The sequence below is a fragment of the Phenylobacterium sp. genome (genome assembly GCF_031360265.1).
Lineage (GTDB): Bacteria > Pseudomonadota > Alphaproteobacteria > Caulobacterales > Caulobacteraceae > Phenylobacterium.
The window spans coordinates 66,219-87,866 of record NZ_JANMBF010000142.1 but is presented as its reverse complement, the minus strand read 5'-3'; the positions used below and the strand labels follow the sequence as shown (position 1 = coordinate 87,866).

The 21,648-nt window shown below is 69.9% G+C and carries 24 protein-coding genes; 17 read left to right on the top strand and 7 right to left on the bottom strand.

All coding sequences use genetic code 11. The features are described 5' to 3' along the window. A partial coding sequence (locus RMN86_RS13505; RefSeq protein ID WP_309606369.1) for a FecR domain-containing protein occupies positions 1-642 on the bottom strand: 642 nt, incomplete at its 3' end. 112 nt (positions 643-754) lie between these two features. Beyond that, positions 755-1,285, bottom strand: coding sequence for a sigma-70 family RNA polymerase sigma factor (locus tag RMN86_RS13500; RefSeq protein WP_309606368.1), 531 nt, complete (start codon positions 1,283-1,285; stop codon positions 755-757). Between the two features lie 263 nt (positions 1,286-1,548). On the opposite strand from RMN86_RS13500, the gene RMN86_RS13495 reads away from it, so the two are divergent. The 4 genes from RMN86_RS13495 (at position 1,549) to RMN86_RS13480 (ending at position 5,376) form a co-directional block, all read left to right on the top strand. Further along, a complete protein-coding gene (locus RMN86_RS13495; protein ID WP_309606367.1) occupies positions 1,549-1,968 on the top strand; it encodes a c-type cytochrome in 420 nt (139 codons plus the stop codon). A gap of 94 nt (positions 1,969-2,062) precedes the next feature. Beyond that, complete coding sequence (locus RMN86_RS13490; protein WP_309606366.1) at positions 2,063-2,512, top strand: cytochrome c; 450 nt, start codon at positions 2,063-2,065, stop codon at positions 2,510-2,512. 30 nt (positions 2,513-2,542) lie between these two features. Beyond that, entirely contained in the window at positions 2,543-3,469 is a 927-nt protein-coding gene (locus RMN86_RS13485) for a cytochrome c (protein WP_309606365.1), read from the top strand. A gap of 230 nt (positions 3,470-3,699) precedes the next feature. Next, entirely contained in the window at positions 3,700-5,376 is a 1,677-nt protein-coding gene (locus RMN86_RS13480; RefSeq protein ID WP_309606364.1) for an MFS transporter, read from the top strand. On the opposite strand, the gene RMN86_RS13475 is transcribed toward RMN86_RS13480, so the two are convergent. Together RMN86_RS13475 and RMN86_RS13470 are read right to left on the bottom strand one after the other, a co-directional pair. After that, complete coding sequence (locus RMN86_RS13475) at positions 5,373-6,389, bottom strand: phosphotransferase (protein ID WP_309606363.1); 1,017 nt, start codon at positions 6,387-6,389, stop codon at positions 5,373-5,375. The two genes, RMN86_RS13480 and RMN86_RS13475, sit on opposite strands and share 4 nt — an antisense overlap. Positions 6,390-6,458: 69 nt before the next feature. After that, positions 6,459-7,343, bottom strand: coding sequence for a bifunctional precorrin-2 dehydrogenase/sirohydrochlorin ferrochelatase (locus tag RMN86_RS13470; RefSeq protein WP_309606362.1), 885 nt, complete (start codon positions 7,341-7,343; stop codon positions 6,459-6,461). A 122-nt stretch (positions 7,344-7,465) separates the two neighbouring features. On the opposite strand from RMN86_RS13470, the gene RMN86_RS13465 reads away from it, so the two are divergent. Together RMN86_RS13465 and RMN86_RS13460 are read left to right on the top strand one after the other, a co-directional pair. Continuing rightward, positions 7,466-7,939: a 2Fe-2S iron-sulfur cluster-binding protein gene (locus RMN86_RS13465; RefSeq protein WP_309606361.1), complete on the top strand. Its 474-nt coding sequence runs from the start codon at positions 7,466-7,468 to the stop codon at positions 7,937-7,939. Between the two features lie 8 nt (positions 7,940-7,947). After that, positions 7,948-10,164 carry a xanthine dehydrogenase family protein molybdopterin-binding subunit gene (locus tag RMN86_RS13460; RefSeq protein ID WP_309606360.1) on the top strand — a complete coding sequence of 739 codons (2,217 nt, stop codon included), beginning with the start codon at positions 7,948-7,950 and terminating at the stop codon, positions 10,162-10,164. A 143-nt stretch (positions 10,165-10,307) separates the two neighbouring features. Here the strand turns inward: RMN86_RS13460 and RMN86_RS13455 are convergent, their stop codons facing one another. Next, entirely contained in the window at positions 10,308-11,096 is a 789-nt protein-coding gene (locus tag RMN86_RS13455) for a phosphatase PAP2 family protein (protein ID WP_309606359.1), read from the bottom strand. A gap of 133 nt (positions 11,097-11,229) precedes the next feature. Here RMN86_RS13455 and RMN86_RS13450 point away from each other — a divergent pair, with 133 nt between their 5' ends. The 4 genes from RMN86_RS13450 to RMN86_RS13435 all read left to right on the top strand — a co-directional run bounded on the left by RMN86_RS13450 (position 11,230) and on the right by RMN86_RS13435 (position 13,279). Continuing rightward, a complete protein-coding gene (locus tag RMN86_RS13450; protein WP_309606358.1) occupies positions 11,230-11,616 on the top strand; it encodes a DUF2089 domain-containing protein in 387 nt (128 codons plus the stop codon). Continuing rightward, entirely contained in the window at positions 11,613-11,951 is a 339-nt protein-coding gene (locus RMN86_RS13445) for a hypothetical protein (RefSeq protein WP_309606357.1), read from the top strand. Before RMN86_RS13450 ends, RMN86_RS13445 begins: the two co-directional genes overlap by 4 nt. A 12-nt stretch (positions 11,952-11,963) precedes the next feature. Continuing rightward, positions 11,964-12,395: an SHOCT-like domain-containing protein gene (locus RMN86_RS13440; protein ID WP_309606356.1), complete on the top strand. Its 432-nt coding sequence runs from the start codon at positions 11,964-11,966 to the stop codon at positions 12,393-12,395. 101 nt (positions 12,396-12,496) lie between these two features. Continuing rightward, positions 12,497-13,279, top strand: a complete 783-nt coding sequence (locus RMN86_RS13435) for an alpha/beta hydrolase (protein WP_309606355.1) — start codon at positions 12,497-12,499, stop codon at positions 13,277-13,279. 381 nt (positions 13,280-13,660) lie between these two features. Here the strand turns inward: RMN86_RS13435 and RMN86_RS13430 are convergent, their stop codons facing one another. Then, positions 13,661-14,377 carry a GGDEF domain-containing protein gene (locus RMN86_RS13430; protein WP_309606354.1) on the bottom strand — a complete coding sequence of 239 codons (717 nt, stop codon included), beginning with the start codon at positions 14,375-14,377 and terminating at the stop codon, positions 13,661-13,663. A gap of 146 nt (positions 14,378-14,523) precedes the next feature. Here RMN86_RS13430 and purE point away from each other — a divergent pair, with 146 nt between their 5' ends. After that, complete coding sequence (gene purE, locus RMN86_RS13425) at positions 14,524-15,018, top strand: 5-(carboxyamino)imidazole ribonucleotide mutase (protein ID WP_309606353.1); 495 nt, start codon at positions 14,524-14,526, stop codon at positions 15,016-15,018. Next, complete coding sequence (locus RMN86_RS13420; RefSeq protein WP_309606352.1) at positions 15,015-16,100, top strand: 5-(carboxyamino)imidazole ribonucleotide synthase; 1,086 nt, start codon at positions 15,015-15,017, stop codon at positions 16,098-16,100. Before purE ends, RMN86_RS13420 begins: the two co-directional genes overlap by 4 nt. A gap of 32 nt (positions 16,101-16,132) precedes the next feature. On the opposite strand, the gene RMN86_RS13415 is transcribed toward RMN86_RS13420, so the two are convergent. Next, the gene (locus RMN86_RS13415; protein ID WP_309606351.1) at positions 16,133-16,783 is read right to left on the bottom strand and encodes a COQ9 family protein; all 651 of its coding nucleotides are present in this window, start codon (positions 16,781-16,783) and stop codon (positions 16,133-16,135) included. Between the two features lie 187 nt (positions 16,784-16,970). On the opposite strand from RMN86_RS13415, the gene rpsU reads away from it, so the two are divergent. From rpsU to RMN86_RS13390, 5 genes are all read left to right on the top strand, one after another. Beyond that, a complete protein-coding gene (rpsU, locus tag RMN86_RS13410) occupies positions 16,971-17,219 on the top strand; it encodes a 30S ribosomal protein S21 (protein WP_309606372.1) in 249 nt (82 codons plus the stop codon). Between the two features lie 190 nt (positions 17,220-17,409). Next, positions 17,410-19,290: an ATP-dependent zinc metalloprotease FtsH gene (ftsH, locus tag RMN86_RS13405; RefSeq protein ID WP_309606350.1), complete on the top strand. Its 1,881-nt coding sequence runs from the start codon at positions 17,410-17,412 to the stop codon at positions 19,288-19,290. A 14-nt stretch (positions 19,291-19,304) separates the two neighbouring features. Beyond that, on the top strand, positions 19,305-20,141 hold the full coding sequence (folP, locus tag RMN86_RS13400; protein WP_309606349.1) for a dihydropteroate synthase: 837 nt from the start codon (positions 19,305-19,307) through the stop codon (positions 20,139-20,141). 40 nt (positions 20,142-20,181) lie between these two features. Then, positions 20,182-20,982, top strand: a complete 801-nt coding sequence (gene thiD / locus RMN86_RS13395) for a bifunctional hydroxymethylpyrimidine kinase/phosphomethylpyrimidine kinase (RefSeq protein ID WP_309606348.1) — start codon at positions 20,182-20,184, stop codon at positions 20,980-20,982. After that, positions 20,958-21,548 (top strand): nucleotidyltransferase family protein, encoded by a 591-nt coding sequence (locus RMN86_RS13390; protein WP_405041349.1) that lies wholly within the window; start codon positions 20,958-20,960, stop codon positions 21,546-21,548. Before thiD ends, RMN86_RS13390 begins: the two co-directional genes overlap by 25 nt. Positions 21,549-21,648 lie beyond the last annotated feature (100 nt).

The window sequence follows — 21,648 nt, the reverse complement described above, 5'->3', positions numbered from 1 at the left end:
CTGGTCGCGGTCGTGTTCGGCCACCGACACCAGGCCCCGTCGCACCGTCACGACGAGGTCGCCGGCGCGGTGGAAAATGTTGAACTCGGTGCCCAGCACGCGCACCTGCCGCGCCCCGACCGTGACGATGAACGGCCGATCCGGCCGATGGGTGACGTCGAAGCTCGCCTCGCCTTCGGCCAGCTCGACATCGCGCCTGGCCGGGGAAAGCCGCACCTCAATCCGAGTGCCGGCGCCCAGGGTCAGCCGCGAGCCCTCGGCCAGCGTCACGACGCGCGTCTGTCCCGGGCCGGTCGTGTAGAGGACGGCGGGCGGCGGCGCTGTCAGCTGCGAGGTGACCACGGCGGCGGCGACGGCGGCCGCGGCGGCGGCCCCCAGCCAGAGGCTTCGACGGTCGATGCGAGCCCGGAAGGGCACCACCACCCCGGTCGCGGGCCGGGCCTCGGCCGGGCGCGCGACGCTCGGTGATTCCACCTCCACCCAGATCGTTTCGACCGCGTCATAGGCCTCGGCGTGCGCGCGATCGGCCTCCAGCCAGGTGCGGAAGTCCGTCCAGTCCGCGAGGCTCGCCTCGCCCTGCAACCGCACGAACCAATCGATGGCCGCCTGGCGGACGGACTCATTGTCTAGGGACTTTGTCATCGTACGCACGCGCGTCCATCGAACCGCGCAGAACGCGGGGCTCGCCACAATGACGACGCAAAGGCGGCGGTCCCTCTGCGGATTCTGTTGCCTCGATACAACACAGACGCGGTCATTGGCCCACCCGGATCATCAGGTGCTTGAGCGCCAGGCTGACGTGTTTCTCCACGGCGCTGCGGGAAATTCCCAGCCGGGCGGCGGTTTCCGAATGCGACAGGCCGTCGAACTTGTGCAGCTGGAAGACGCGCTGTGTGCGCGGGGAGAGGGTGGTCAGGGCCTCCGCCAGCCGCGCGAGTCGCTGTCGCGCGATGACTTCGGCTTCGGCGTCCGGGGCGTCAACGATATCGACCGCTCCGATGCTGACATGATGGGTGCGCCGCCAGGCCGCGTCGCGCACCCCGGTGCTGTGGCGATACCTCAGGCGGTCCAGCATCAGGTTGGAGGCCAGGCGGTACAGGAACGCCGCCGGGTTGAGGATCTCTTCGGCGGGAAGGTCGCGCACCTTGAAATAGAGATCCTGCACCAGGTCCTCGACGTCGGCGGCGGGACCCAGGCGCGCCAGGAAATAGCGGCGCAGGTCGTCTCGGCGGCGCAGGTAGGCCTCAAGCAACGGGCCGGGAGACTCCGAATCCCCGCGGGTCATCGGCGGGTGCGGAAGCTGTGGCGATCGGGCCGTCGGCGGAACGCCACATCTTGATCCTTCTGCCGGTGTCGGCGCGCCTTGCAGGCCGCCCGCGGATCCATGACCCGCCCCCAGACCGCGCTTCTAACAAGCGCACGATCACGGCGAAACCAAGAACCTCACCGTCGCCCATGCCAGCCCGCGCCTCCCGTAAGACGACGAGGCCGCTTCCCTGGATTCGCCAAGCGATGCTACTTTTCGCGGGTATCCTCGCTGGAGCTGCAATGATCACCATTCCGACACTGTTGAAATCCCGTCTCCTGGCCGGCGGACTGATAGTCGCGGCCGTCGCGGCGGCGGCGGCTCCGCCCGCCCTGGCCCAGACCCCGGCGACGCCGCCCGCGCCGGTCGTCGCCCCAGGGGAATTCGGCATCTGCGCGACCTGTCATGAGGTTACCCCTGGCGCACGGCCGTCGCTGGGGCCGAACCTGTTCGGGCTCGGGGGCCGCAAGGCCGGAAGCCTCGCCGACTACGACTATTCCGCGGCGATGAAGGCGGCTGGCGTGACCTGGAGCGCCGAGACTCTGCAGGCTTTCACCCTCGATCCCAACAAGGTCGTGCCCGGCAACAAGATGGACTATCCGGGCGCCGAGGCCGCGGCCGCCAAGGCGATCGTCGACTATCTTCTGGCCCTGAAAGGTTGAGGCCCGCGGCAAACCTTTGTAGGGGCTGGCGATGGGCGCGCGCCCACCCGGCAGGCCGCGCCGGCTCCGCCGCCGGCGCATTCTGGAGCGTTGCATGACGAAGTCTCGAGTTGTTACGTGGGCCGCGAGCGCGGCGCTGGCGCTGGCCGTTACGGGGTTCGCGGCCTCGGCCGGTCCGATGGAAGACCGCCAGGCCGCCATGAAGCAGGTCGGCCAGACGATGAAGGAGGCCAGCGCCTTCGCCTCGCCGCAGACTCCCTTCGACGCGGCCAAGGTCAAGGCGCTGATGGGTGGGATCGCCAACACCGGCAGGAAGCTGAAGAGCCTCTATCCAGCGGGCAGCGGTTCGGACCCGAAGTCCTCGGCCGACCCGAAGATCTGGGACAACAAGGGCGACTTCGACAAGCGCCTGGCCGAGATGGCCAGCCTGGCCGCCACCGCCGGCAAGACCACCTCCACCGAGACCTTCAAGCCGGCGTTCTCGGCGCTGGGCGCCACCTGCAAGTCGTGCCACGATCTCTATCGCAAGAAGAAGACGAGCTAGCGGGCTTGAGCAACAGGCGGGTCGCGACAGATGCTTAGGCGCCTTTTCCTCGTCGCCGCCGTGCTGGCCGTGGCGGTCGCCGTTGCGGTCTGGTTCCTGATCGCCCCGCGCCCCTTGCCGGCCTCGGAGATCACGGCGGGCTATCGCCCGGACCTGGCCAACGGCCGGGTGATGTTCATCGCCGGCAACTGCTCGGCTTGCCACATGGCTCCTGGCCAGCCCGACCGGACCCAGCTCGCCGGCGGTCTGAAGCTCAAATCGCCGTTCGGGACGTTCGTCACGCCGAACATCTCGCCCGACCCGAATTTCGGCATCGGCGGCTGGAGCGAACTGGCGTTCGTCAATGCGATCAAGCGCGGCGTGGACGACCAGGGCGCGCACCTTTATCCGGCCTTCCCCTATCCGGCCTACAGCCTGATGAAGACGTCGGACGTGCGCGACCTGTTCGCCTATCTGAAGACCTTGCCGCCGGTGGCCAGGGCGACGGCGCCGCACGCCCTCAACTTCCCCTTCAACCTGCGGCCCGCGGTCGGGTTCTGGAAACTGCTCTATTTCCGGCCGCACGCGTTCGTCGGCGATCCGAAGAAGTCCGCGGCCTGGAACCGCGGGGCCTATCTGGCCGAGGGTCCGGCCCACTGCGCTGAGTGCCACACCGAGCGTGGGCCGCTGGGCGGGCCAAACCTCGACAAGCTCTACGCCGGCGCCCCGAACCTGGAAGCCGGCGGCCGGTTCGCCAGCAACATCACCCCGCACAAGGATGGAATCGGCGACTGGAGCGAGCAGGACATCGCCGACTTCCTGAGATCCGGCACGGACAAGTGCTTCAACGAGCCCGTCGGCATGAAGGACGTGATCGCCAGCACCAGCCAACTGAGCCCGGCGGACGACGCCGCCATCGCCGCCTACATCCATACCCTGCCGGCCATCGCCGGCGCGGCCAAGCACAAGACCTGCTAGAGCCCTTCTCACTCAGGTTGGCTCAATCTGAGTGAGAAGGGCTCCAGAGTTAGACGACGACCCTGTTCTTTCCCGGATGACTTGAGTCACGTCAGCCGGGACAGGGTGTAGGGCGCTTTCAACGCCGCGCGAAGCGGTGCTACTCGTGGCCGCCAAATCGGGGCCGCCAAATCGGAGCCGCCAAATCGGAGCCGACAAGTCGGGGCCGCCAAATCGGGGAGTACGTGACCATGGCGGAGATCGCCGCTGACGGCCTGCCGCCGCCCGCAAGGAAGGCGAGCCTGCGCACGGTGGTGGCCGCCTCCTCGCTGGGCGCCACCTTCGAATGGTACGACTTCTTCGTCTTCGGGAGCCTGACCCAGGTGATCTCCAAGACCTTCTTCTCGGGCCTCAACGAGACCGCCGGCTACATCGCCGCCCTGGCCCTGTTCGGCGCGGGCTTCGCCTTTCGCCCGATCGGCGCCCTGGCCTTCGGCGGCATCGGCGACCGGCTGGGTCGCAAGGGCGCGTTCCTGGTGACCGTGGCGCTGATGGGCGGCGCCACCGTGGCCATCGGCCTGCTGCCCAGCTACGCCACCGCCGGGGTGATCGCCCCGATCCTGCTGCTCTTGATGCGCATCCTGCAAGGCTTCGCGCTGGGCGGCGAATATGGCGGGGCGGCGATCTATGTCGCCGAGCACGCGCCCGACGGCGCGCGGGGCCGGTCGACCAGCTGGGTGCAGACCGCGGCCGCCTTCGGCCTGTTCGCCGCCCTGCTGGTGATCCTGGTCACCCGCCTGGTCCTCGGCAAGGTGTTCGGGCCCACGGCCTTCGATGCCTGGGGCTGGCGCATTCCGTTCCTGGTCTCGGCGGGGCTGCTGGCGATCTCGGTGTTCATGCGCATGACGCTCACCGAAAGTCCGGCCTTCGAGGCGATGAAGGCGCAGGGCGCGATCTCCAAGGCGCCCTATTCCGAGGCCTTCGGCCAGTGGCGCAACCTCAGGTTCGTGCTGCTGGCGCTGGTGGCGGTGATGTTCGCCCAAGGCGCCGTCTGGTACACCACCTTCTTCTACGCCCAGACCTTCATGGAGAAGTTCCTGAAGGTCGAGACGGCGACCATCAACGGCCTGATGATGGCGGTGGTCGCGCTCAGCGCGCCGCTCTACGTGCTGTTCGGCTGGCTCTCCGACAAGGTCGGCCGCAAGCCGGTGATGCTGTTCGGCATGACCCTGATGCTGGCGGTCTATTTCCCGGGCTTCCATATGCTGGCCCAGACGCTCAACCCGGCGCTGGCCGAGGCGCAGGCGGCCAATCCCGCCACGGTGATCGCCGACCCCGCCGACTGCTCCGTGCAGTTCGACCCGGTGGGCAAGGCCGCCTTCACCTCGTCCTGCGACATCGCCAAGAGCGTGCTTGCCAACGCAGGCGTGTCCTATGTGAACGAGGCCGGCGCGCCGGGCGAGCTGGCGATGGTGAGGGTGGGCATGGCGACCATCCCCTCGCTGGACGCGCGCGGCCTGCCCAAGGACGTCGCCAAGGCGGTGAAGGCCAGCGTCGAGGGCAAGATCAAGGCGGGCCTGGCGCGCGCCGGCTATCCGGCCAAGGCGGACCCGAAGCGGATGAACCTGCCAGGCGCCTTCGCCGTCATGACGGTCTTCGCGATCGCCGCCACCGGCCTCTTCGGACCCATCGCCGCCTTCCTGGTGGAACTGTTCCCGACCCGCATCCGCTACACCGCGCTCAGCCTGCCCTACCATATCGGCACCGGCTGGGTCGGGGGGTTCGTCCCCTTCACCGCCTTCGCCATCGTCGCCTCGGTGGGCAATATCTACGCCGGCCTGTGGTACCCCTTCGCCTTTACCGCGCTGTCGGTGGTGACCTGCCTGTTCCTGGTCCCGGAGACGAGGAACCGGGCTCTGGAGGGTTAGGCCGGCAGGGCGGCCAGGGCTTCGGCGAAGGCGGGTTCGCGCAGGCCGTCGAGGGCCGCGGCCAGGCGCGCCTTGCCGTAGGTGACGCGGTCTTCCCAGGCCGACAGGCTGAACGCACCCGTGCCGAGCCGCTGGCCGAGCGCCTGTAGGCTGGGGCCCGCCAAGGTGCGGTCGTCGAGACGTGCGCCGGGCCGTTCCGCCGCCACGCCGTTCAGGAACATCACCCCATAGAAGATGTGGTTCACCTGGCGCATCAGGTGGAATCGAGCCCGCTCTTCCTTGCTGGGCGCGCGGCCGAAGTAGGTCGTGAGCAGGGCGTCTTCAGCCGCTGGCCCGCGCGCGAACCAGTTGGCGACGGTCGCCAGATCCACGTAGCGATCCGCCAGGAACGCCGACTCCCAGTCGATCAGCCACAGCCGCTCTCCGTCGTAGAGCACGTTGCCGGGATTGAGGTCGTTGTGGCTGGAGACCCGGTCGCTCTCCAGGGTGCAGTAGGCGGCGCGCAGGTCGCCGTGGCGGGCGAAGAGTTCGTCCGTGGCGGCGGGGTGCAGCAGGTCGGTCCCCTGGTGCTGGCCGATCAAGGCGTCAAGGCCGTCCATATAGTCGACCAGCGGCGGGAAAGCCGGGGTCTGGTGCAGCAGACGCACGGCCCGCGCCAGTTCGACCACCAGCCCGTGACTGTCGCCCGGATAGTCCAGCGCCAGGGATCGCGGCGCGACCAGATCCATGATCGCCACGCCGTCGGCGGCGCAGGCGTAGCGCACCCGCGGCGCCAACAGGGCCCCGGCGGCAATGTCCATGCAGGCATAGCCGCGCGCGGGGTCGCGGAAAGCGTCGCGCGGACCCTCGATCCGCAGGACATAGGCGATCCCGCCGACCCGGATGCGCCACAGACCGGCGCCGCCGAGGCCGCCCGAGATCGGCGTGGCGCTGTCGAAATCGACCGTGGCGAACGCTTTCATCAGGGCGCGGTCGATGGCCGGGCGGGCGGCGGCGGGGAAGGGACAGGCCATGGGGTCGGCTCCGGCTGGAGTCCATATTTTACCCGGATATAATTAGCCGTCAATATTATCCGGGTAATATTATCCGGCGATCGGCAGCACCTCGGTCTCGACGCCGGCGGCGTCCAGGGCGGCCTGCTCGGCGCGCCATCCGGGGCAGACGATCAGCCGGGCCACGCGCAGCCCCTCGCCCACCCGCCCGGCGAGTTCGGCCACCGTCCGAGGGCCGAGCCGCTCGGCGTCGCGGCGGGCCAGGTCCAGCACCGCGTCATCGACGCCTTCGTCGCAGACCAGCAGGTCGGCGGCGGCCAGCGCGTGGGCCGCCGCCAGGGTCAGCCGGTCGACCGGACCGCGGGCGTCGATGAACTGCACCACCCCGGCGCCCGGGTTGTCGCGGGCCAGGGCCTCGCGCAACAGACCGATCGCCAAGGCCTGGTCGCCGGCCATGGCGGCCCGCGCCGCCGGCCCCGCCAGCGCCATGCGCAGGAAGGCGCGGCGGCGATGCGCCTGCGGCAGCGCCGCGCGCACCTCGTCCTGCAGGCTGGCGAACAGGGCGGCGACCTTGCCGGCGCCGGCCGGCACGCGCGCCTCGATGTCGTGCCGCAGCAGGGTCGCCAGCATCGGCGAGGCGCCGCCGGTGCCGATCGCCGCCACGACCGCACCCCGGTCGATCACCGACGGCGTGGTGAAGTCGCAGAGCGCCGGCCTGTCGACCGCGTTGACCGGCACATGGGCCGCGCGCGCCGCCCCGGCGGCGGCCTCGGCGAAGGCGTCGTCATCCGAGGCGATGAAGGCCAGGGCCGCGCCCGCGTAGCCGCCGGGGTCCAGCGCCGCTGCGCCCTCCAGCCGCCGGATCGTCGCCGGCGACCCAGCGAACAGGCGGAGCTTCGCCTGCGCCGCCTCGCCGGCTCCGGCGATGACCACCGTGCGGCCGGCCAGCGGGAAGAAGGCGGGAAAGGCGTCCATGGCCCGATGGATAGCCCGCCCCGGCGGCGCGCGCCAACGCCGACGCATTTACGCCTGCGTCTGAACAGCGTTAGGATGCGTCACGGCGCCGGGCGGCTGACCCGGGCAGAGGGGCCAATGGAATGACCACGCTGAACGTCAACGGCAAGGCGCTGGAGGTGAAGGCCGCGCCCGACACCCCGCTGTTGTGGGTGCTACGCGATGAGCTGGGCCTGAACGCCAAGAAGTACGGCTGCGGCATCGCCCAGTGCGGGGCCTGCACGGTGCTGGCCGACGGCCAGCCGATCCGGTCCTGCTCGACACCCATCGCCGCGCTGGCCGCGGCGAAGATCACCACGATCGAAAGCCTGGGCGGCGCCCACCCGCTGCAGATCGCCTGGGTGAAGAACGACGTGCCGCAGTGCGGCTATTGCCAGTCCGGCCAGCTGATGAGCGCCACGGCGTTGCTGGCCCAGACGCCGAAGCCCTCAGACGCGCAGATCGACGCGGCGATGAGCGGCAACATCTGCCGCTGCGGGACCTATCAGAGGATCCACGCGGCGATCCGGGAAGCCTCCGGCCAGAACCCCACAAAACCTGTCACGGCCAAGGTCTGAGGCGCGCCATGAACCCCTATTTCAAGACCCTCCACCCCGAGACTGGCGAACGCCCGCTCCCCACGCGGCGCCAGGCGCTGGGCATCGGCGCGACCCTGGCCGGCGGCGCGCTGTTGATCGGCTGTTCGCCGGCGATGCTCGGCAAGGTCATGAGCGTCGGCGCCAAACACGACTTCGGCGCCTTCGGTCCGTTCATCAAGGTCGCCCCCGACGGGGCGGTGACGGTGATGTCCAAGCACATCGAGTTCGGCCAGGGCAACCACGCGGGCCTGGCCGCCATCGTCGCCGAAGAGATGGACGCCGACTGGGACAGGGTCACGGTCGAGCAGTCGGTGGCCAACGCGGCGGTCTACGCCAACACCAGCTTCGGCATGCAGGGGACCGGCGGGTCCTCGGCGATCTCCAACTCCTGGATGCAGCTGCGCAAGGCCGGCGCCGCGGCGCGGTCGATGTTCGTGCAGGCCGCCGCGGCCACCTGGAGCGTGCCGGCCAAGGACATCACCGTACAGAACGGCGTGGTCAGCCACGTGGCCAGCGGCAAGCAGGCGCATTTCGGCGAGCTGGTCGCCGCCGCCGCCAAGGTGACGCCGCCGCAGGCGCCGGCGCTGAAGGATCCCAAGGCCTTCACCCTGATCGGAACCGACCGGGTCCGCCGCAAGGATTCGCTGGCCAAGAGCACTGGGACGGCACGCTTCACCCAGGACGTCCATCTGCCCAACATGCTCACCGCCATGGTGGCGCATCCGCGCAAATTCGGGGCGAAGGCAGCCTCGTTCGACGCCACCGCGGCCAAGGCCATCCCCGGCGTGGTCGATGTGTTCCAGATCCCCAGCGGCGTCGCCGTGGTCGCCGACAACACCTGGGCCGCGCGCCAGGGCCGCGACGCGCTCAGCGTCAAATGGGACGAGGCCAAGGCCGAGAAGCGCGGGTCCGACCAGCTGCGCGCCGAGTGGACCGCGCTCGCCGCCGGCAAGGCGCCCACCGACGGCAAGCTGAAATGGTATCCGTTCGAGACCCGCGGCGAGGCGGCCAAGGCGGCCTCGGGCGCAGCGGCGGTCGAGATCAGCTATGACTTCCCGTTCCTCGCCCACGCCACCATGGAGCCGCTGAACTGCGTGGCGATCGTCGACGGCAATTCGGCCCGGCTGATCCACGGCTCGCAGATCCCGACGCTGGACCAGCTGAACACCGCCAAGATCGTCGGCAACCTGCCCGGCGCCATCGACATCGAGACCCTGTTTGCCGGCGGCAGCTTTGGCCGCCGCGCCAACTTCCAGTCGGACTACGTCGCCGAGTGCGTGCACATCGCCAAGCATGTCGGCAAAGGCCGGCCAGTGAAGCTGGTCTGGACGCGCGAAGACGACATGACCAGCGGCTACTATCGCCCGTTGGTGCATCACGCCGTGCGGGTGAGCGTGGACAAGGACGGCTATCCGTCGGCCTGGCGCCACCGGGTCGTCGCCCAGTCGCTGGGCAAGGGCTCGCCGATGGGCGGCGGCGGGCTCGATCCCGCCGCGGTCGAAGGCGTCAAGGACTCGCCCTACCTCAAGGCCACCCCGGTGGTGGACGGCCAGGCGATCCACCCGGATTCACCGATCCCGGTGCTGTGGCTGCGCTCGGTGGGCGCCACCCACACCGCCTTTGTCATGGAACACACTATCGACCAGCTGGCGAAGCGCGCGGCCAAGGACCCCGTCGACTATCGCCGCGCGCTCTATGCCAAGGCCGGCGCGACGCGACACCTGGCGGTGCTCAACCTGGCCGCCGAAAAAGCCGGCTGGGGCGCGCCGGCGCCGGACGGCTGGAGCCGCGGCGTCGCGGTCCACGAGAGCTTCGGCTCGGTGGTGGCCCAGGTCGCCGAGGTCAGGCTGGTGAACGGCGAACCGCGCGTCGGCCGGGTGGTCACCGCCATCGATTGCGGCGTGGCGATCTCGCCCGACCAGATCGCCGCCCAGATGGAGGGCGGCACCTGCTACGGCCTGTCGTCGGCGCTGTTCGGCAAGATCACGCTGAAGGACGGCGAGGTGGTGGAGCACAACTTCGACGCCTATCGCGTGCTGCGTCACAACGAGGCCCCGACGGTGGAGACCTACATCGTGCCCTCCGCCAACCCGCCCAGCGGAGTCGGCGAGCCCGGCATGCCGGTGATCGCGCCCGCCGTCGCCAACGCCCTGCTGGCCATGGGCCAACCCCCGACCACCTCGCTGCCGTTTGTGAAGGGGTAGCCCGCCGCTTCTCGCCCCCGGGGCGACAGCACGCGGCCGCCCTGGTGTCCGGGCGCGGAGGCGGGGCGTGGAGGCGGGGCGCGGAGGCGGAGCGGCTAGGAGCCCTTCCCGTTCAGGTTGGCTCAACCGGAACGGGACAGGCCCTAGTACGGCGACTTCAGAAGTTCGGCTTCCGCCGCGCAGGCGACGGGATCCGGGGCGGGGCCGGCCTTGCGGGCGGCGGCGATCTCCCTGCGGGCGATCTCCAGGTCCTTGCGGAAGTCCGCCGAGCCGTGGAGGCCGGCGACGACGATCGCGCCATTGGTCCGGCCGGCCTCGACGGCGCTCATGCTGTGGACGCCGCAGACCAGCCGGCTTTCGCCGAAGGCGCGCGCGCGGACCAGGATTTCGGTCGCCCGGTCGGGCGCCAGTTCGGCCAGGATCAGGCCGACCGTCCAGCTGTAGGTGACGTGGCCGGAGGGATAGTCGGGATTCTTCGACAGGAAGTCGGTCTTGGCCACGCAGATCGGACCCTCGTCCACGAGATAGGGCCTTTGGCGCCTGTAGATGTCCTTGGGCAGATTGGTCGCGCGGCTGGCGTCGCGCGCGATCCGCGGGATCATGGACAGGAGCTTCGGCGCGCTCTGCGCGGTCAGCTCGACACCTAGCGCGCAGCTCAGGTCCTTGATCAACCCGGCGCCGTTGTCGTCGTTGCGGGCGAGCGCCCAGCGCGGCGTGTCCTTCAGTCTGCGCGTGCTGAGGAACATGGTGCGGTCGGCCTCATAGCGGGTCGTGCCGACGACCGGCGCGGGCGGCAGGATCTTGAAGGAGTCGGGCGCAGCGTCGCCGAGATAGGGCTGCGGGACGGGCGGCAGCGGCTTTGGCGCGAGCGCGGGCGCGGCGGCCCCCATCGTCGCCAGCGCCACGGCGGCCATCGCGAGCGTCCTGAGCATTTTCGATCCCTCACCTGTGCGCCTCCGGTTTTGCAGAGCTGGGCGGCGGACACAACCTGGGGGCGGAGAGATTTTGTCCGTGTCCGCAAGTGATATTAAAATACTTGACTCTCATATTAAGAAAATTAAGTTCATGGCTATGACCGATAGGAAAACCCAAGACTGGCAAGCGCTCAGCGAGCTCACCCGGGGTCGTCCGATCCTCGTGGAGCGGGTCAGGCTGACCGAGCAGGACATCGCCATCGACGGCGCCTTCGAGCTGCCCCGCCTGGCGCGGTTGTCGGCGGAGGACCAGGTGTTCGTCGCCGCCTTCGTGCGCGGCCATGGCTCGATCAAGGAGATGGAGCAGGTGTTCGGGGTTTCCTATCCGACGGTGAAGGCGCGGCTGAACCGCATCGCCGCCAGCCTGGAATTTGTCGAGCTCGACCCGCGGCCGGGCCGCGCCGAAGTGCTGGAGCGCCTGGCCCGCGGCGAGATCACCCCTGACCAGGCCATCGCCGATCTGGAGGCCGGCCCATGACCGCCTTTCCCCCCGCCGTGCGCCACTTCGGCGAGGTCGCCCGCGAAGCGCGCGCCAGCCGCAAGGTCCATCGGCCTCCCCACCATGAGCGGCGTCTCGCGCCATCACCGTTGGAGAAGACGGTCGTGCGCCTGTGGGCGCCGCTGACGCCGATCCTGTGGCTGCTGGCCCCCTTTGCCATGTTGCTGATCCCGGTTCTCTATTTCGTGCCGCGCCCCTGGCGCGTCGAACCCTTCGCCGCCGTCCTGGGTGTGGGCCGCCTCCTGCTCTCGCTGTCGGGCACAGACGTGGACGTCCGCACGTCGGAAGCGATCGTGCGCATCCGGATTCTCTAGGAGACCATGCCGATGAACACCGACCGCCGCTCCGTTCTGCAGATGCTGTCCGACGGCAAGATCAACGCTGACGAGGCCGAGCGCCTGATCTCGGCCATGGAAGCCTCCGGCCTCGCTCCGCGCCAAGCCGAGGGCGCATCCAGCGGCCACAACAAGCCGCCGCCCAAGTATCTGCGGGTCTCGGTAGACGCGACGGATGATGAGGGTCAGACGAAGGTCAACATCCGCGTGCCCATGGCCCTGCTCCGGGCCGGGGTGCGGCTGACCAGCCTGATCCCGCCGGCGGCGCGCGATCAGGTCAACGCCGAACTCGCCAAGAACGGCATGCCCTTCGATATCAGCCAGCTGAAGCCGGAGAATCTCGAAGACCTCATCGCCCATCTGGAAGACCTGACCGTCGATGTGGACGCCCAGGACGCCAAGGTCCGAATCTACTGCGAATAGGCCAGGACCGCCGGGATGCGCGGCGGCGCCGACTGCGGCGACAGGCTTGTCGAGCGCTCCGGCTCTCACCCCGACACAACCCCAAAAAGAGGCGTCCAACTATGAGCCCGATCCCAAAGGCCTGGGCCGGCATGGTCCCGATTGAGGATACGGCCCTGCATGTGACCGACACCGGCGGCCCCGGCCGCGCCGTCGTCTATCTGAACGGCTCCTATGCCACCCAGCGGAACTGGCGGCCGGTGATCGCCGAACTCGGCCCCGGCTGGCGACATATCACCTACGACGAACGCGCCCGCGGGCGATCGAAGCGGTCGGCCGACTACTCCTTCGAGGCCTGTGTCCGCGACGTTGGCGCCGTGCTGGCGGCGACCGGCGTGGAGCGGCCCCTGCTCGTCGGCTGGTCCTACGGCGCCTATGTGGCGGTGTACTGGGCCGACCGGAATCCCGGCCGCGCCGGCGTGGTCGCGGTCGACGCCGCTGTGCCCTACGGCCTGACCGGTCAGGAGGGACGCGACCGGATCCGAGGGCTGTTCCGCAAGATGCGGCTGTTTTTGCCGCTGGCGAGCCGGCTGGGCCTGGCCGCCCGGATGACCGCCGACCAGCACGCCGGCATCAATATCGAGATGAACGAGATCGCCGCGGCCTGCGCGCCGCTGCTCGACCGCCTGACCGACCCCGTGCGCTATGTCCTGGCCACCGATGGCAACTTCGGCGCCGGGCAAGAGGAGATGGAAGCGATGCGGGCCTCACTCGACCCGGTGCTCGCCCGGAACGCCAACCTCAAGGTCAGCGCCAAGGTCGCGAGCAACCACGAGCAAATCCTGAGCAAGGATTTTCGGGCCGTCGCCGAGGCGATCCGCGAGCTTGCCGCGGAGCGGGTGTAGGAGGGCGCAATGCCCGGGCGGCCGAGTCAGCCGCGCCAATCGATCCGCAAAGCCTGATCTCGGCGATGGAAAGGACCCCGGCCGCGCCCCGGCCGCCCGAGGGCTCAGCGACCGGTCACAACAGGCCCGCGCCGAAATACCTGCGGGTGGCGGTGGACGCCGACGACAGGACCGAGGGCGCGACCAGGTCGACGCCGAACTCGCCAGGAACGGCGCGCCCTTCGACATCAGCCAGTTGAAGCCGGAGAATCTTGAGGAACTGGTCGCCCACCTCGAGGATTTCAGCGTCGATGTGGAAACCGACGCGGCCAAGGTGAAGATCTTCTGCGAGTAGATCGCCCTTCCAGCGCAACTGGCGCGGGGGGGCGGAGATGGAAAGCCTCAGGCGCTCCTGCGGGCGCGCTTGCTGGCGTACATGGCCGCATCGGCGTCGGCGACCAGGCCTTCGGGCTCGGCCTCCTGGCCGATCTCGCGGACTCCCCAGGAGACGTGCAGGGGCGCCGACCAGTCGCCGAACCGCAAGGGCTCGGCCTCCACGGCGCGGGCCAGGGCCGCGGCCTTGGCCTCGGCGGTCGCCCGGTCGGCCTGCACCAGGATCACCGCGAACTCGTCGCCCCCCATGCGGCCGACGATGTCGCTGTCGCGCACATTGGCCGCCAGCCGCTCGGCCACGGCCGTCAGGCAGGCGTCGCCCGCCGCGTGCCCGAACCGGTCATTGACGCCCTTCAGGTCGTCGAGGTCGAAATAGACCAGGCTGGCGGGCGAGCCATAGCGCTGGGCGAAGGTGCGGATGCGGCCGAGTTCGCGCATGAAGGCGCGGCGGTTGAGCAGGGGGGTCAGCGGATCGCGGTCGGCCATGTCCTCGACCTCGGCCAGCCGGCCCTTCAGCCGGGCCACCTCGGCGCGCAGGTCGTCGATCTCGGTCAGCAGGGTCTGCAACGCGCCCCGCACCGCCGGCGTCATCTCGAGCTCGCCGACGCCGAGGAAGCCCACGCTATCGACCGGGTTGGGCGCGCCGCGCACCTGCGCCCCGGCCTGGGCCAGCGCGCGCCTGCGCAGCGCCGAGAAGGGTTCGTTGCGCGCGCCGGAAACTTTCATGCCGCAGCTTTCAAATGGCCGACCTCGATCAGCGGCGCCCAGAATCAGCGTCGCGCCCAGGCGCAGGTTAATCTACGCGTCCCCGGTTGCCCCTGCAAAGTCGGCGCCTATACTCCGCGCCCTTCGAGCAAGGGGCCAAGCACCACATGAGCGCCACGCATGCGCCCGTCGCCATCATCATGGGCAGTCGCTCCGACTGGCCGGTGCTGCGCCATGCCGCAGAGATGCTGGACAGCCTGGGCGTCGCCTATGAGGCCAAGGTGGTCTCGGCGCACCGCACGCCGGACCGCATGTACGCCTTCGCCAAGGGCGCCAGAGGCGCGGGCTTCAAGGTGATCATCGCCGCGGCCGGCGGGGCCGCCCATCTGCCGGGGATGACCGCCTCGCTGACCGACCTGCCGGTGCTGGGCGTGCCGATCGAATCCCGGGCGCTGAAGGGCATGGACAGCCTGCTGTCCATCGTCCAGATGCCGGCGGGCATTCCGGTGGGGACGCTGGCGATCGGCGAGGCGGGGGCGAAGAACGCCGGCCTGATGGCGGCCAGGATCCTGGCGCTCGCCGACCCGGCGCTCGCGGCGCGGCTGGCGGCCTATGGCGCGGCACTTTCCGCCAGCATCCCAGAGACGGTCGACGACAGGTGAGCGCGGACCTGCCGCTCGCGCCGGGCTCGAGCATCGGCATCCTGGGGGGCGGCCAGCTGGGCCGCATGCTGGCGCTCGCCGCCGCGCGCCTGGGCTTCGACGTGGTGGTGCTGGAGCGCGAGGCCGACAGCCCGGCCGGCCGCGTGGCGTCCAGGCTGATCGTCGGCGGCTACACGGACGAGGCGGCCCTGGCCGAGCTTGCCGGCTGCACGAGCCTCGTCACGTTCGAGTTCGAGAACGTGCCGGCGGCCTCGGTGGCCTGGCTCACCGCTCACGGTGTCGAGGTGGCGCCGGGGGAACAGGCGCTGGCCGCCGCCCAGGACCGGGTGACCGAGAAGATCTTCCTCAACGCCCACGGCGCCCCCACCGTCGCCTTCGCCGCCGCCGCCACGGCCGAAGAGGCGGTCCAGGCCGTCGCCCGGATCGGCGCGCCGGCGCTGATGAAGACCCGGCGCGAGGGCTATGACGGCAAGGGCCAGCGCTGGGTCGAGCACGCCGCAGACGCCGCCGCCGCCTTCGCCGCGCTGGGCGGCGTGCCGGTGATCGTCGAGGCGGCGTGCGATTTCGTCCGCGAGCTGTCGATCATCGCCGCGCGGGGTCGCGACGGGGCGACGGCGGTCTATCCGCTGGCGGAGAACCACCACGACCACGGCATCCTGCGCCGCAGTCTCGCGCCGGCCCGCGCCGACCAGGCCCTGAACGATCAGGCCGAACGCATCGCCGCCCGCGTCCTGGCCGGCCTGGACTACGTCGGCGTGATCGGCATCGAGCTGTTCGAGATGGCCGACGGCCGCCTGCTGGTGAATGAGATCGCGCCGCGCGTGCACAACACCGGCCACTGGACCCAGGATGGCTGCCAGGTGGACCAGTTCGAACAGCACATCCGCGCCGTCGCCGGCTGGCCGCTGGGCCCCACCGCCGCCATCGCCCAGGTGGAGATGCTGAACCTGCTGGGCGACGAGGTCGACGCCTGGCGCAAATTCGCCGCCGAACCCGAGACCCGCCTCCACCTCTACGGCAAGCGCGGCGCCAAGCCCGGCCGCAAGATGGGCCACATCAACCGGGTGAAGCCGCTGGGGTAGCGACCGTCCCGCCCCGTTCCGGGCAGGGCTGATCAGCGCCCGTAGCGCATCCGCCCGAGCGCGCCGGCGACGCTGTCCAACATCGCGCTGGGCTTCAACTTGGTCGTCGCCTTCCATTTCTCGAAGGTCATGACGTCGCCGATGCGGCGGTCGACGAAGGCCAGCGAGGCTTGCTTGCCCGAGGCCAGGCGGATGGCCAGCGCGCCGCTGAGGATGCCGGCCAGCAGCAGGCGCTTGGAATAGTGGTTCTCGTCGGTGGCCGTGTCGCCGGCCCAGCGCCACAGGACGTCGGCGCTCTCCCAGGCCAGCCGGGCGCCCAGCGCCAGGTGCGACGGCAGGGCGAGGAGCCCGGCGCAGCGGCGCACCGCCGGCTCATCGACCGCCATCGCCTCCAGCCGCGCCTCCACCGCGCGGGCAATGCGTTCGCGGATCTTCAGGGTGGCCGGATCGACCGCCGACAGCGCCTTCAGGGTCGCCGCGTCGTGGCGGCGCGACAGGAGGGCGGCGAGGTCGGCGGGGCCTTGCGGCAGCAGCAGCTCGGTCTCGCCCGGCGAAAGCCCGCGCGCCTTGCCGGCCAGGATGGCCATCCGCCGGCTCCAGCCCTGGTGCGGCGCGATTGTCAGGGCGGCGTCCAGAACCTGCTGTTCGGTCGCGTCCGCCCAATCCTGTCGTGGCTGGCTCATGGCGCTATCCTAAACCGAAAATGGAGTCTGTGCGGCGTGGACATCGGCGGCCTCTTCTGATATTTCGCCGCGCTCGATCTCGTAGGCCGTCCGCCTGCGGGACTTAAGTTTCTTTTGTTCGCTCGCCGCCGCCCCTAGTCGGGACTTGAGGGGGCCGGGCGGGAAGCGGCCAATAGGAGAGAGACCCCTGGTTCAGATTTTCGTCCGCGACAACAACGTCGACCAAGCCCTCAAGGCGCTGAAGAAGAAGATGCAGCGCGAGGGCTCGTTCCGCGAAATGAAGCGGCACGTCCACTACGAAAAGCCCTCCGAAAAGCGCGCGCGCCAGAAGGCCGAGGCCGTTCGCCGGGCCCGCAAGCTGGCGCGCAAGCGCGCCCAGCGCGAGGGCCTGATCGCGGCTCCGAAGAAGCCGGTCACCGGTCCGGGCGCCCGGTAGCGCTTAATTCAGTAAATTCATGCCTATCTAGGGGCCGCGTCTTCCAGGCGCGGCCCTTCGTATTTGGGTCCGGGCGCGGTGTTTGGTCGCGCCCCCGTTCGCGCCCAGGTCCGGGCGACTGGTGAAACGGCGGCCGGACCCCTATCTCTGGGGTCTTGTCGCCAAGCCCTAATTGAGGCGGTCCGAACCGATGAACCTGCGCAATCTTGCCATCTGGGGCGTTATCGTCGTCGTCCTGATCGGCCTCTACTCCATGGTCGTGGGCGTCGGCGGAAAGTCCGCCAGCGCCGGGGAAATCACCTATTCCCAGCTCCTGGGCAAGGTGAACGGCGGCCAGGTCAAGAAGGCCGAGTTCCGCGGCGCCTCGGTGGTCATCACCGACCAGGCCAGCAAGACCTTCACGGCGGTCACGCCCAACAACCAGGACGACCTGGTCAAGCGGCTTGAGGACCAGCACGTCGACATATCGGTCAAGGCCGCCGGCGGCATGACCCTGCTGGGCTTCTTCCTCAACAGCCTGCCGGTGCTGCTGCTGATCGGCGTCTGGATCTTCTTCATGCGCCAAATGCAGGGCGGCACGCGCGGCGCCATGGGCTTTGGCAAGTCCAAGGCCAAGCTGCTCACCGAGAACAAGAACCGCGTGATGTTCGAGGACGTGGCCGGCGTCGAGGAAGCCAAGGATGAGGTCGTCGAGATCGTCGACTTCCTGAAAGACCCGCAGAAATTCCAGCGCCTGGGCGGCAAGATCCCCAAGGGCGCGCTGCTGATCGGCCCGCCCGGCACCGGCAAGACCCTGCTGGCCCGCGCCATCGCCGGCGAGGCGGGCGTGCCGTTCTTCACCATCTCCGGCTCCGACTTCGTGGAGATGTTCGTCGGCGTCGGCGCCAGCCGCGTGCGCGACATGTTCGAACAGGCGAAGAAAAACGCGCCGTGCATCATCTTCATCGACGAGATCGACGCGGTCGGACGCCATCGTGGCGCGGGCCTCGGCGGCGGCAACGATGAGCGTGAGCAGACGCTGAACCAGCTGCTCGTGGAGATGGACGGCTTCGAATCCAACGAGGGCATCATCCTGATCGCCGCCACCAACCGGCCCGACGTGCTGGACCCGGCGCTGCTGCGCCCGGGCCGCTTCGACCGCCAGGTGGTGGTGCCCAACCCCGATGTGAACGGCCGCGAGAAGATCCTGCGCGTGCACATGAAGAACATCCCGCTGGCCGCTGACGTTGAGACCAAGACCATCGCGCGCGGCACGCCCGGATTCTCCGGCGCGGACCGGGCCAACCTGGTCAACGAAGCGGCCCTGATGGCGGCGCGCAAGAACCGCCGCATGGTCACCCAGCGCGACTTCGAGGAAGCCAAGGACAAGGTCATGATGGGCGCCGAGCGCCGGTCGATGGTGATGACCGAGGACGAGAAGAAATGCACCGCCTACCACGAGGGCGGCCACGCCCTGGTGGCGCTGACGGTGCCGGCCGCCGACCCGGTGCACAAGGCCACGATCATCCCGCGCGGCCGGGCGCTGGGCATGGTCATGCAGCTGCCCGAGGGCGACCGCTATTCGGTCAACTATGAGCAGATGACCTCGCGCCTGGCGATCATGATGGGCGGCCGCGTCGCCGAGGAGCTGATCTTCGGCAAGGACAAGATTACCTCGGGCGCGTCCAGCGACATTCAGGCCGCCACGGGCCTGGCCCGCAACATGGTCACCCGCTGGGGCTATTCCGAAAAGCTGGGCCTGGTCTCCTATGGCGACAACCAGGAGGAGGTGTTCCTCGGCCACTCGGTTTCGCGCACCCAGAATGTCTCGGAAGCCACCGCCAATATCATCGACGCCGAGGTCAAGCGCCTGGTCCAGGCGGGCTATGCCGAGGCCAAGCGGATCCTCACCGAAAAGCTCGCCGACCTGCACACCCTGGCCAAGGCGCTGCTGGAATACGAGACGCTGAGCGGCGATGAGATCATCGGCGCGCTGAAGGGCGTGGCCCCCAACCGCGAGGACTCCGAGGCCCGCCGCCCGACCGGCCCCGCCCTGGCCGTGCCGATATCGCCCAAGCCCGAACCGGCCTGACCCTCCCCGGTCGCGTGCCCGTCCTGCCGGTCAAGGTGTGGGGCGTAGTCAATGTGACGCCGGACAGCTTCTCGGACGGCGGCCGGTTCGCCGGGCCGGGCGCGGCGCTGGCCCATGCGCGGCGCCTGATCGCCGAGGGCGCCGACAGCCTCGACATCGGCGGGGAGTCCACCCGCCCCGGCGCCCAGCCGGTGACGCAGGCCGACGAGATCGCCCGCGTGGTTCCGCTGATCCGCGCGATTCGCGCCGAGAGCGCCGTCACCCTCTCCATCGACACTATGAAGCCCGCCGTGGCCCGCGCGGCCGTGGCGGCGGGCGCGACCATCTGGAACGACGTCACAGCGCTGCGCCATGCGCCCGACAGCCTGGCGGTCGCGGCGGATCTCGGCTGCGAGGTGGTCCTTATGCACATGCAGGGGCAGCCCGGCACGATGCAGGTCGAGCCGAGCTACGACGACGTGGTGGCCGAGGTGGCGGACTTCCTCAATCGACGCGCCGAGGCCGCCGTCGCCGCCGGTGTCGCGCGCGGACGCATCTGGCTCGATCCGGGCATCGGCTTCGGCAAGCACATGACCCGCCACAACCTGCCCCTGCTGGCCGGCCTCGACCGGATCGTGGCGCTGGGGTTCCCGGTCCTGCTGGGGGTCAGCCGCAAGCGCTTCATCGCCGCCCTGGACGAGGGCGGGCGCGATCCGGATCAGCGGCCCCCTCACGAAAGACTGGGCGGGTCGATCGCCGGCGCGCTGATGGGGGCCGCGGCCGGCGTCGCCGCCGTGCGGGCCCACGATGTGCGCGAGACGGTGCAGGCGCTGCGGGTCTGGCAGGCCATCGTCGAGGCTGGCCCGGCATAGAAGACGTGCAAATCCGCCATCGCCAAGCTATCGCGATCCCATGCCTTCCCCTGGACGAGTCCTGATCATCGCCGGTTCGGATTCCGGCGGCGGGGCGGGGGTCCAGGCGGACATCAAGACGGTGACGGCGCTGGGCGGCTATGCGGCCACGGCGATCACCGCGATCACCGTGCAGAACACCCGCGGCGTCAGCGCCGCCTATCCCCTGCCCACCGACCTGATCGCCGCCCAGGCGCGCGCGGTGCTGGAGGATATCGGCGCCGACGTCATCAAGACCGGCATGCTGGGCGATGTGGAGGTGGTCGAGCAGGTCGCCCGGCTGCTCGACGAGGCCGCCCGGCCGGTGGTGATCGACCCGGTGATGATCGCCAAGGGGGGCGCGCGGCTGCTGGCCGACGAGGCCCTCTCATCCGTGCTCAGCCTGCTGGTTCCGCGCGCGGCCCTGCTGACCCCCAACGCGCCTGAGGCCGAGGCGCTCACCGGCGTTACGGTAGAGTCCGCCGACGACCTGCGGCGGGCCGGCGAGATCCTGCTGGCGGCCGGCGCCGGCGCCGTCTTGATGAAGGGCGGCCACCTGCCCGGCCCGCGCGTGGTCGACCTGCTGATCACCCCCTATGGCGAGACCGCCTTCGAGGGAGAGCGGATCGACACCCGCCACACCCACGGGACCGGCTGCACGCTGGCGTCGGCCTGCGCGGTGGGCCTGGCGCAGCGCATGTCCCTCGAGGCGGCTGTGGCGCGCGCCTGGGACTATGTTCACCAGGCGATCCTCCAGGCGCCCGGCCTCGGCGGCGGCAACGGCCCCATCGACCACGGATGGCCCCTGCGGGGGCGGCTGTGAGGCCGGGTCTGGAAGCCCGACTGGAGGCGATTGTGCGGGCCTGTCCAAGCCTGATGCAGGTGATGACCACGGCCCGCGACCTGGACCTGCCGGACTGGCTGATCTTCTCCGGCGCGATCTACCAGCGGGTGCTGAACGCGCTGACCGGACGCGAGGCGGACTATGGGATCAAGGACTACGACCTGGGCTATTTTGACCCCGACACCTCCTATGAGGCCGAGGACGCGGTGATCCGCCGCGTCGCCCAGCGCTTCGCCCCGCCGCTGCGCGAGCTGGTCGAGGTGCGCAATCAGGCCCGCGTGCACCTGTGGTTCGAGGCCAAGTTCGCCGAACCCTACGCCCCGCTCGCTCGCACCGCCCAGGCTCTCGACAGGTTCGTCAGCCCGCTGTTCTCGGTGGGCGCGCGCCTGGAGACCGATGGCCGGCTGACCGTGGTGGCGCCGTTCGGGCTGGAGGACCTGTTCAGCCTGACGCTGCGGCCCAACCCGTCGCGGCCCACCAACGGCTTTGCCCGCACCTCGGCCTCGGCCCTGGCGCGCTGGCCCGAGCTGCGGGTGCTGGATTAGTCCGCTGGCAAGATGCGCCGACCCGGTTCCTTCCCGGCTGACGCGCGCCACGTCAGCCGGGACAGCGGCCAGAGCCCTTCCCACTCGGGTTGGATCAACC

Bases quoted from the DNA above. Each gene is read 5' to 3' on its own strand.
- RMN86_RS13500 (WP_309606368.1), bottom strand. From the start codon at position 1,285: ATGACCCGCGGGGATTCGGAGTCTCCCGGCCCGTTGCTTGAGGCCTAC.
- RMN86_RS13495 (WP_309606367.1), top strand. From the start codon at position 1,549: ATGATCACCATTCCGACACTGTTGAAATCCCGTCTCCTGGCCGGCGGA.
- RMN86_RS13490 (WP_309606366.1), top strand. From the start codon at position 2,063: ATGACGAAGTCTCGAGTTGTTACGTGGGCCGCGAGCGCGGCGCTGGCG.
- RMN86_RS13485 (WP_309606365.1), top strand. From the start codon at position 2,543: ATGCTTAGGCGCCTTTTCCTCGTCGCCGCCGTGCTGGCCGTGGCGGTC.
- RMN86_RS13480 (WP_309606364.1), top strand. From the start codon at position 3,700: ATGGCGGAGATCGCCGCTGACGGCCTGCCGCCGCCCGCAAGGAAGGCG.
- RMN86_RS13475 (WP_309606363.1), bottom strand. From the start codon at position 6,389: ATGGCCTGTCCCTTCCCCGCCGCCGCCCGCCCGGCCATCGACCGCGCC.
- RMN86_RS13470 (WP_309606362.1), bottom strand. From the start codon at position 7,343: ATGGACGCCTTTCCCGCCTTCTTCCCGCTGGCCGGCCGCACGGTGGTC.
- RMN86_RS13465 (WP_309606361.1), top strand. From the start codon at position 7,466: ATGACCACGCTGAACGTCAACGGCAAGGCGCTGGAGGTGAAGGCCGCG.
- RMN86_RS13460 (WP_309606360.1), top strand. From the start codon at position 7,948: ATGAACCCCTATTTCAAGACCCTCCACCCCGAGACTGGCGAACGCCCG.
- RMN86_RS13455 (WP_309606359.1), bottom strand. From the start codon at position 11,096: ATGCTCAGGACGCTCGCGATGGCCGCCGTGGCGCTGGCGACGATGGGG.
- RMN86_RS13450 (WP_309606358.1), top strand. From the start codon at position 11,230: ATGGCTATGACCGATAGGAAAACCCAAGACTGGCAAGCGCTCAGCGAG.
- RMN86_RS13445 (WP_309606357.1), top strand. From the start codon at position 11,613: ATGACCGCCTTTCCCCCCGCCGTGCGCCACTTCGGCGAGGTCGCCCGC.
- RMN86_RS13440 (WP_309606356.1), top strand. From the start codon at position 11,964: ATGAACACCGACCGCCGCTCCGTTCTGCAGATGCTGTCCGACGGCAAG.
- RMN86_RS13435 (WP_309606355.1), top strand. From the start codon at position 12,497: ATGAGCCCGATCCCAAAGGCCTGGGCCGGCATGGTCCCGATTGAGGAT.
- RMN86_RS13430 (WP_309606354.1), bottom strand. From the start codon at position 14,377: ATGAAAGTTTCCGGCGCGCGCAACGAACCCTTCTCGGCGCTGCGCAGG.
- purE (WP_309606353.1), top strand. From the start codon at position 14,524: ATGAGCGCCACGCATGCGCCCGTCGCCATCATCATGGGCAGTCGCTCC.
- RMN86_RS13415 (WP_309606351.1), bottom strand. From the start codon at position 16,783: ATGAGCCAGCCACGACAGGATTGGGCGGACGCGACCGAACAGCAGGTT.
- ftsH (WP_309606350.1), top strand. From the start codon at position 17,410: ATGAACCTGCGCAATCTTGCCATCTGGGGCGTTATCGTCGTCGTCCTG.
- thiD (WP_309606348.1), top strand. From the start codon at position 20,182: ATGCCTTCCCCTGGACGAGTCCTGATCATCGCCGGTTCGGATTCCGGC.
- RMN86_RS13390 (WP_405041349.1), top strand. From the start codon at position 20,958: ATGGCCCCTGCGGGGGCGGCTGTGAGGCCGGGTCTGGAAGCCCGACTG.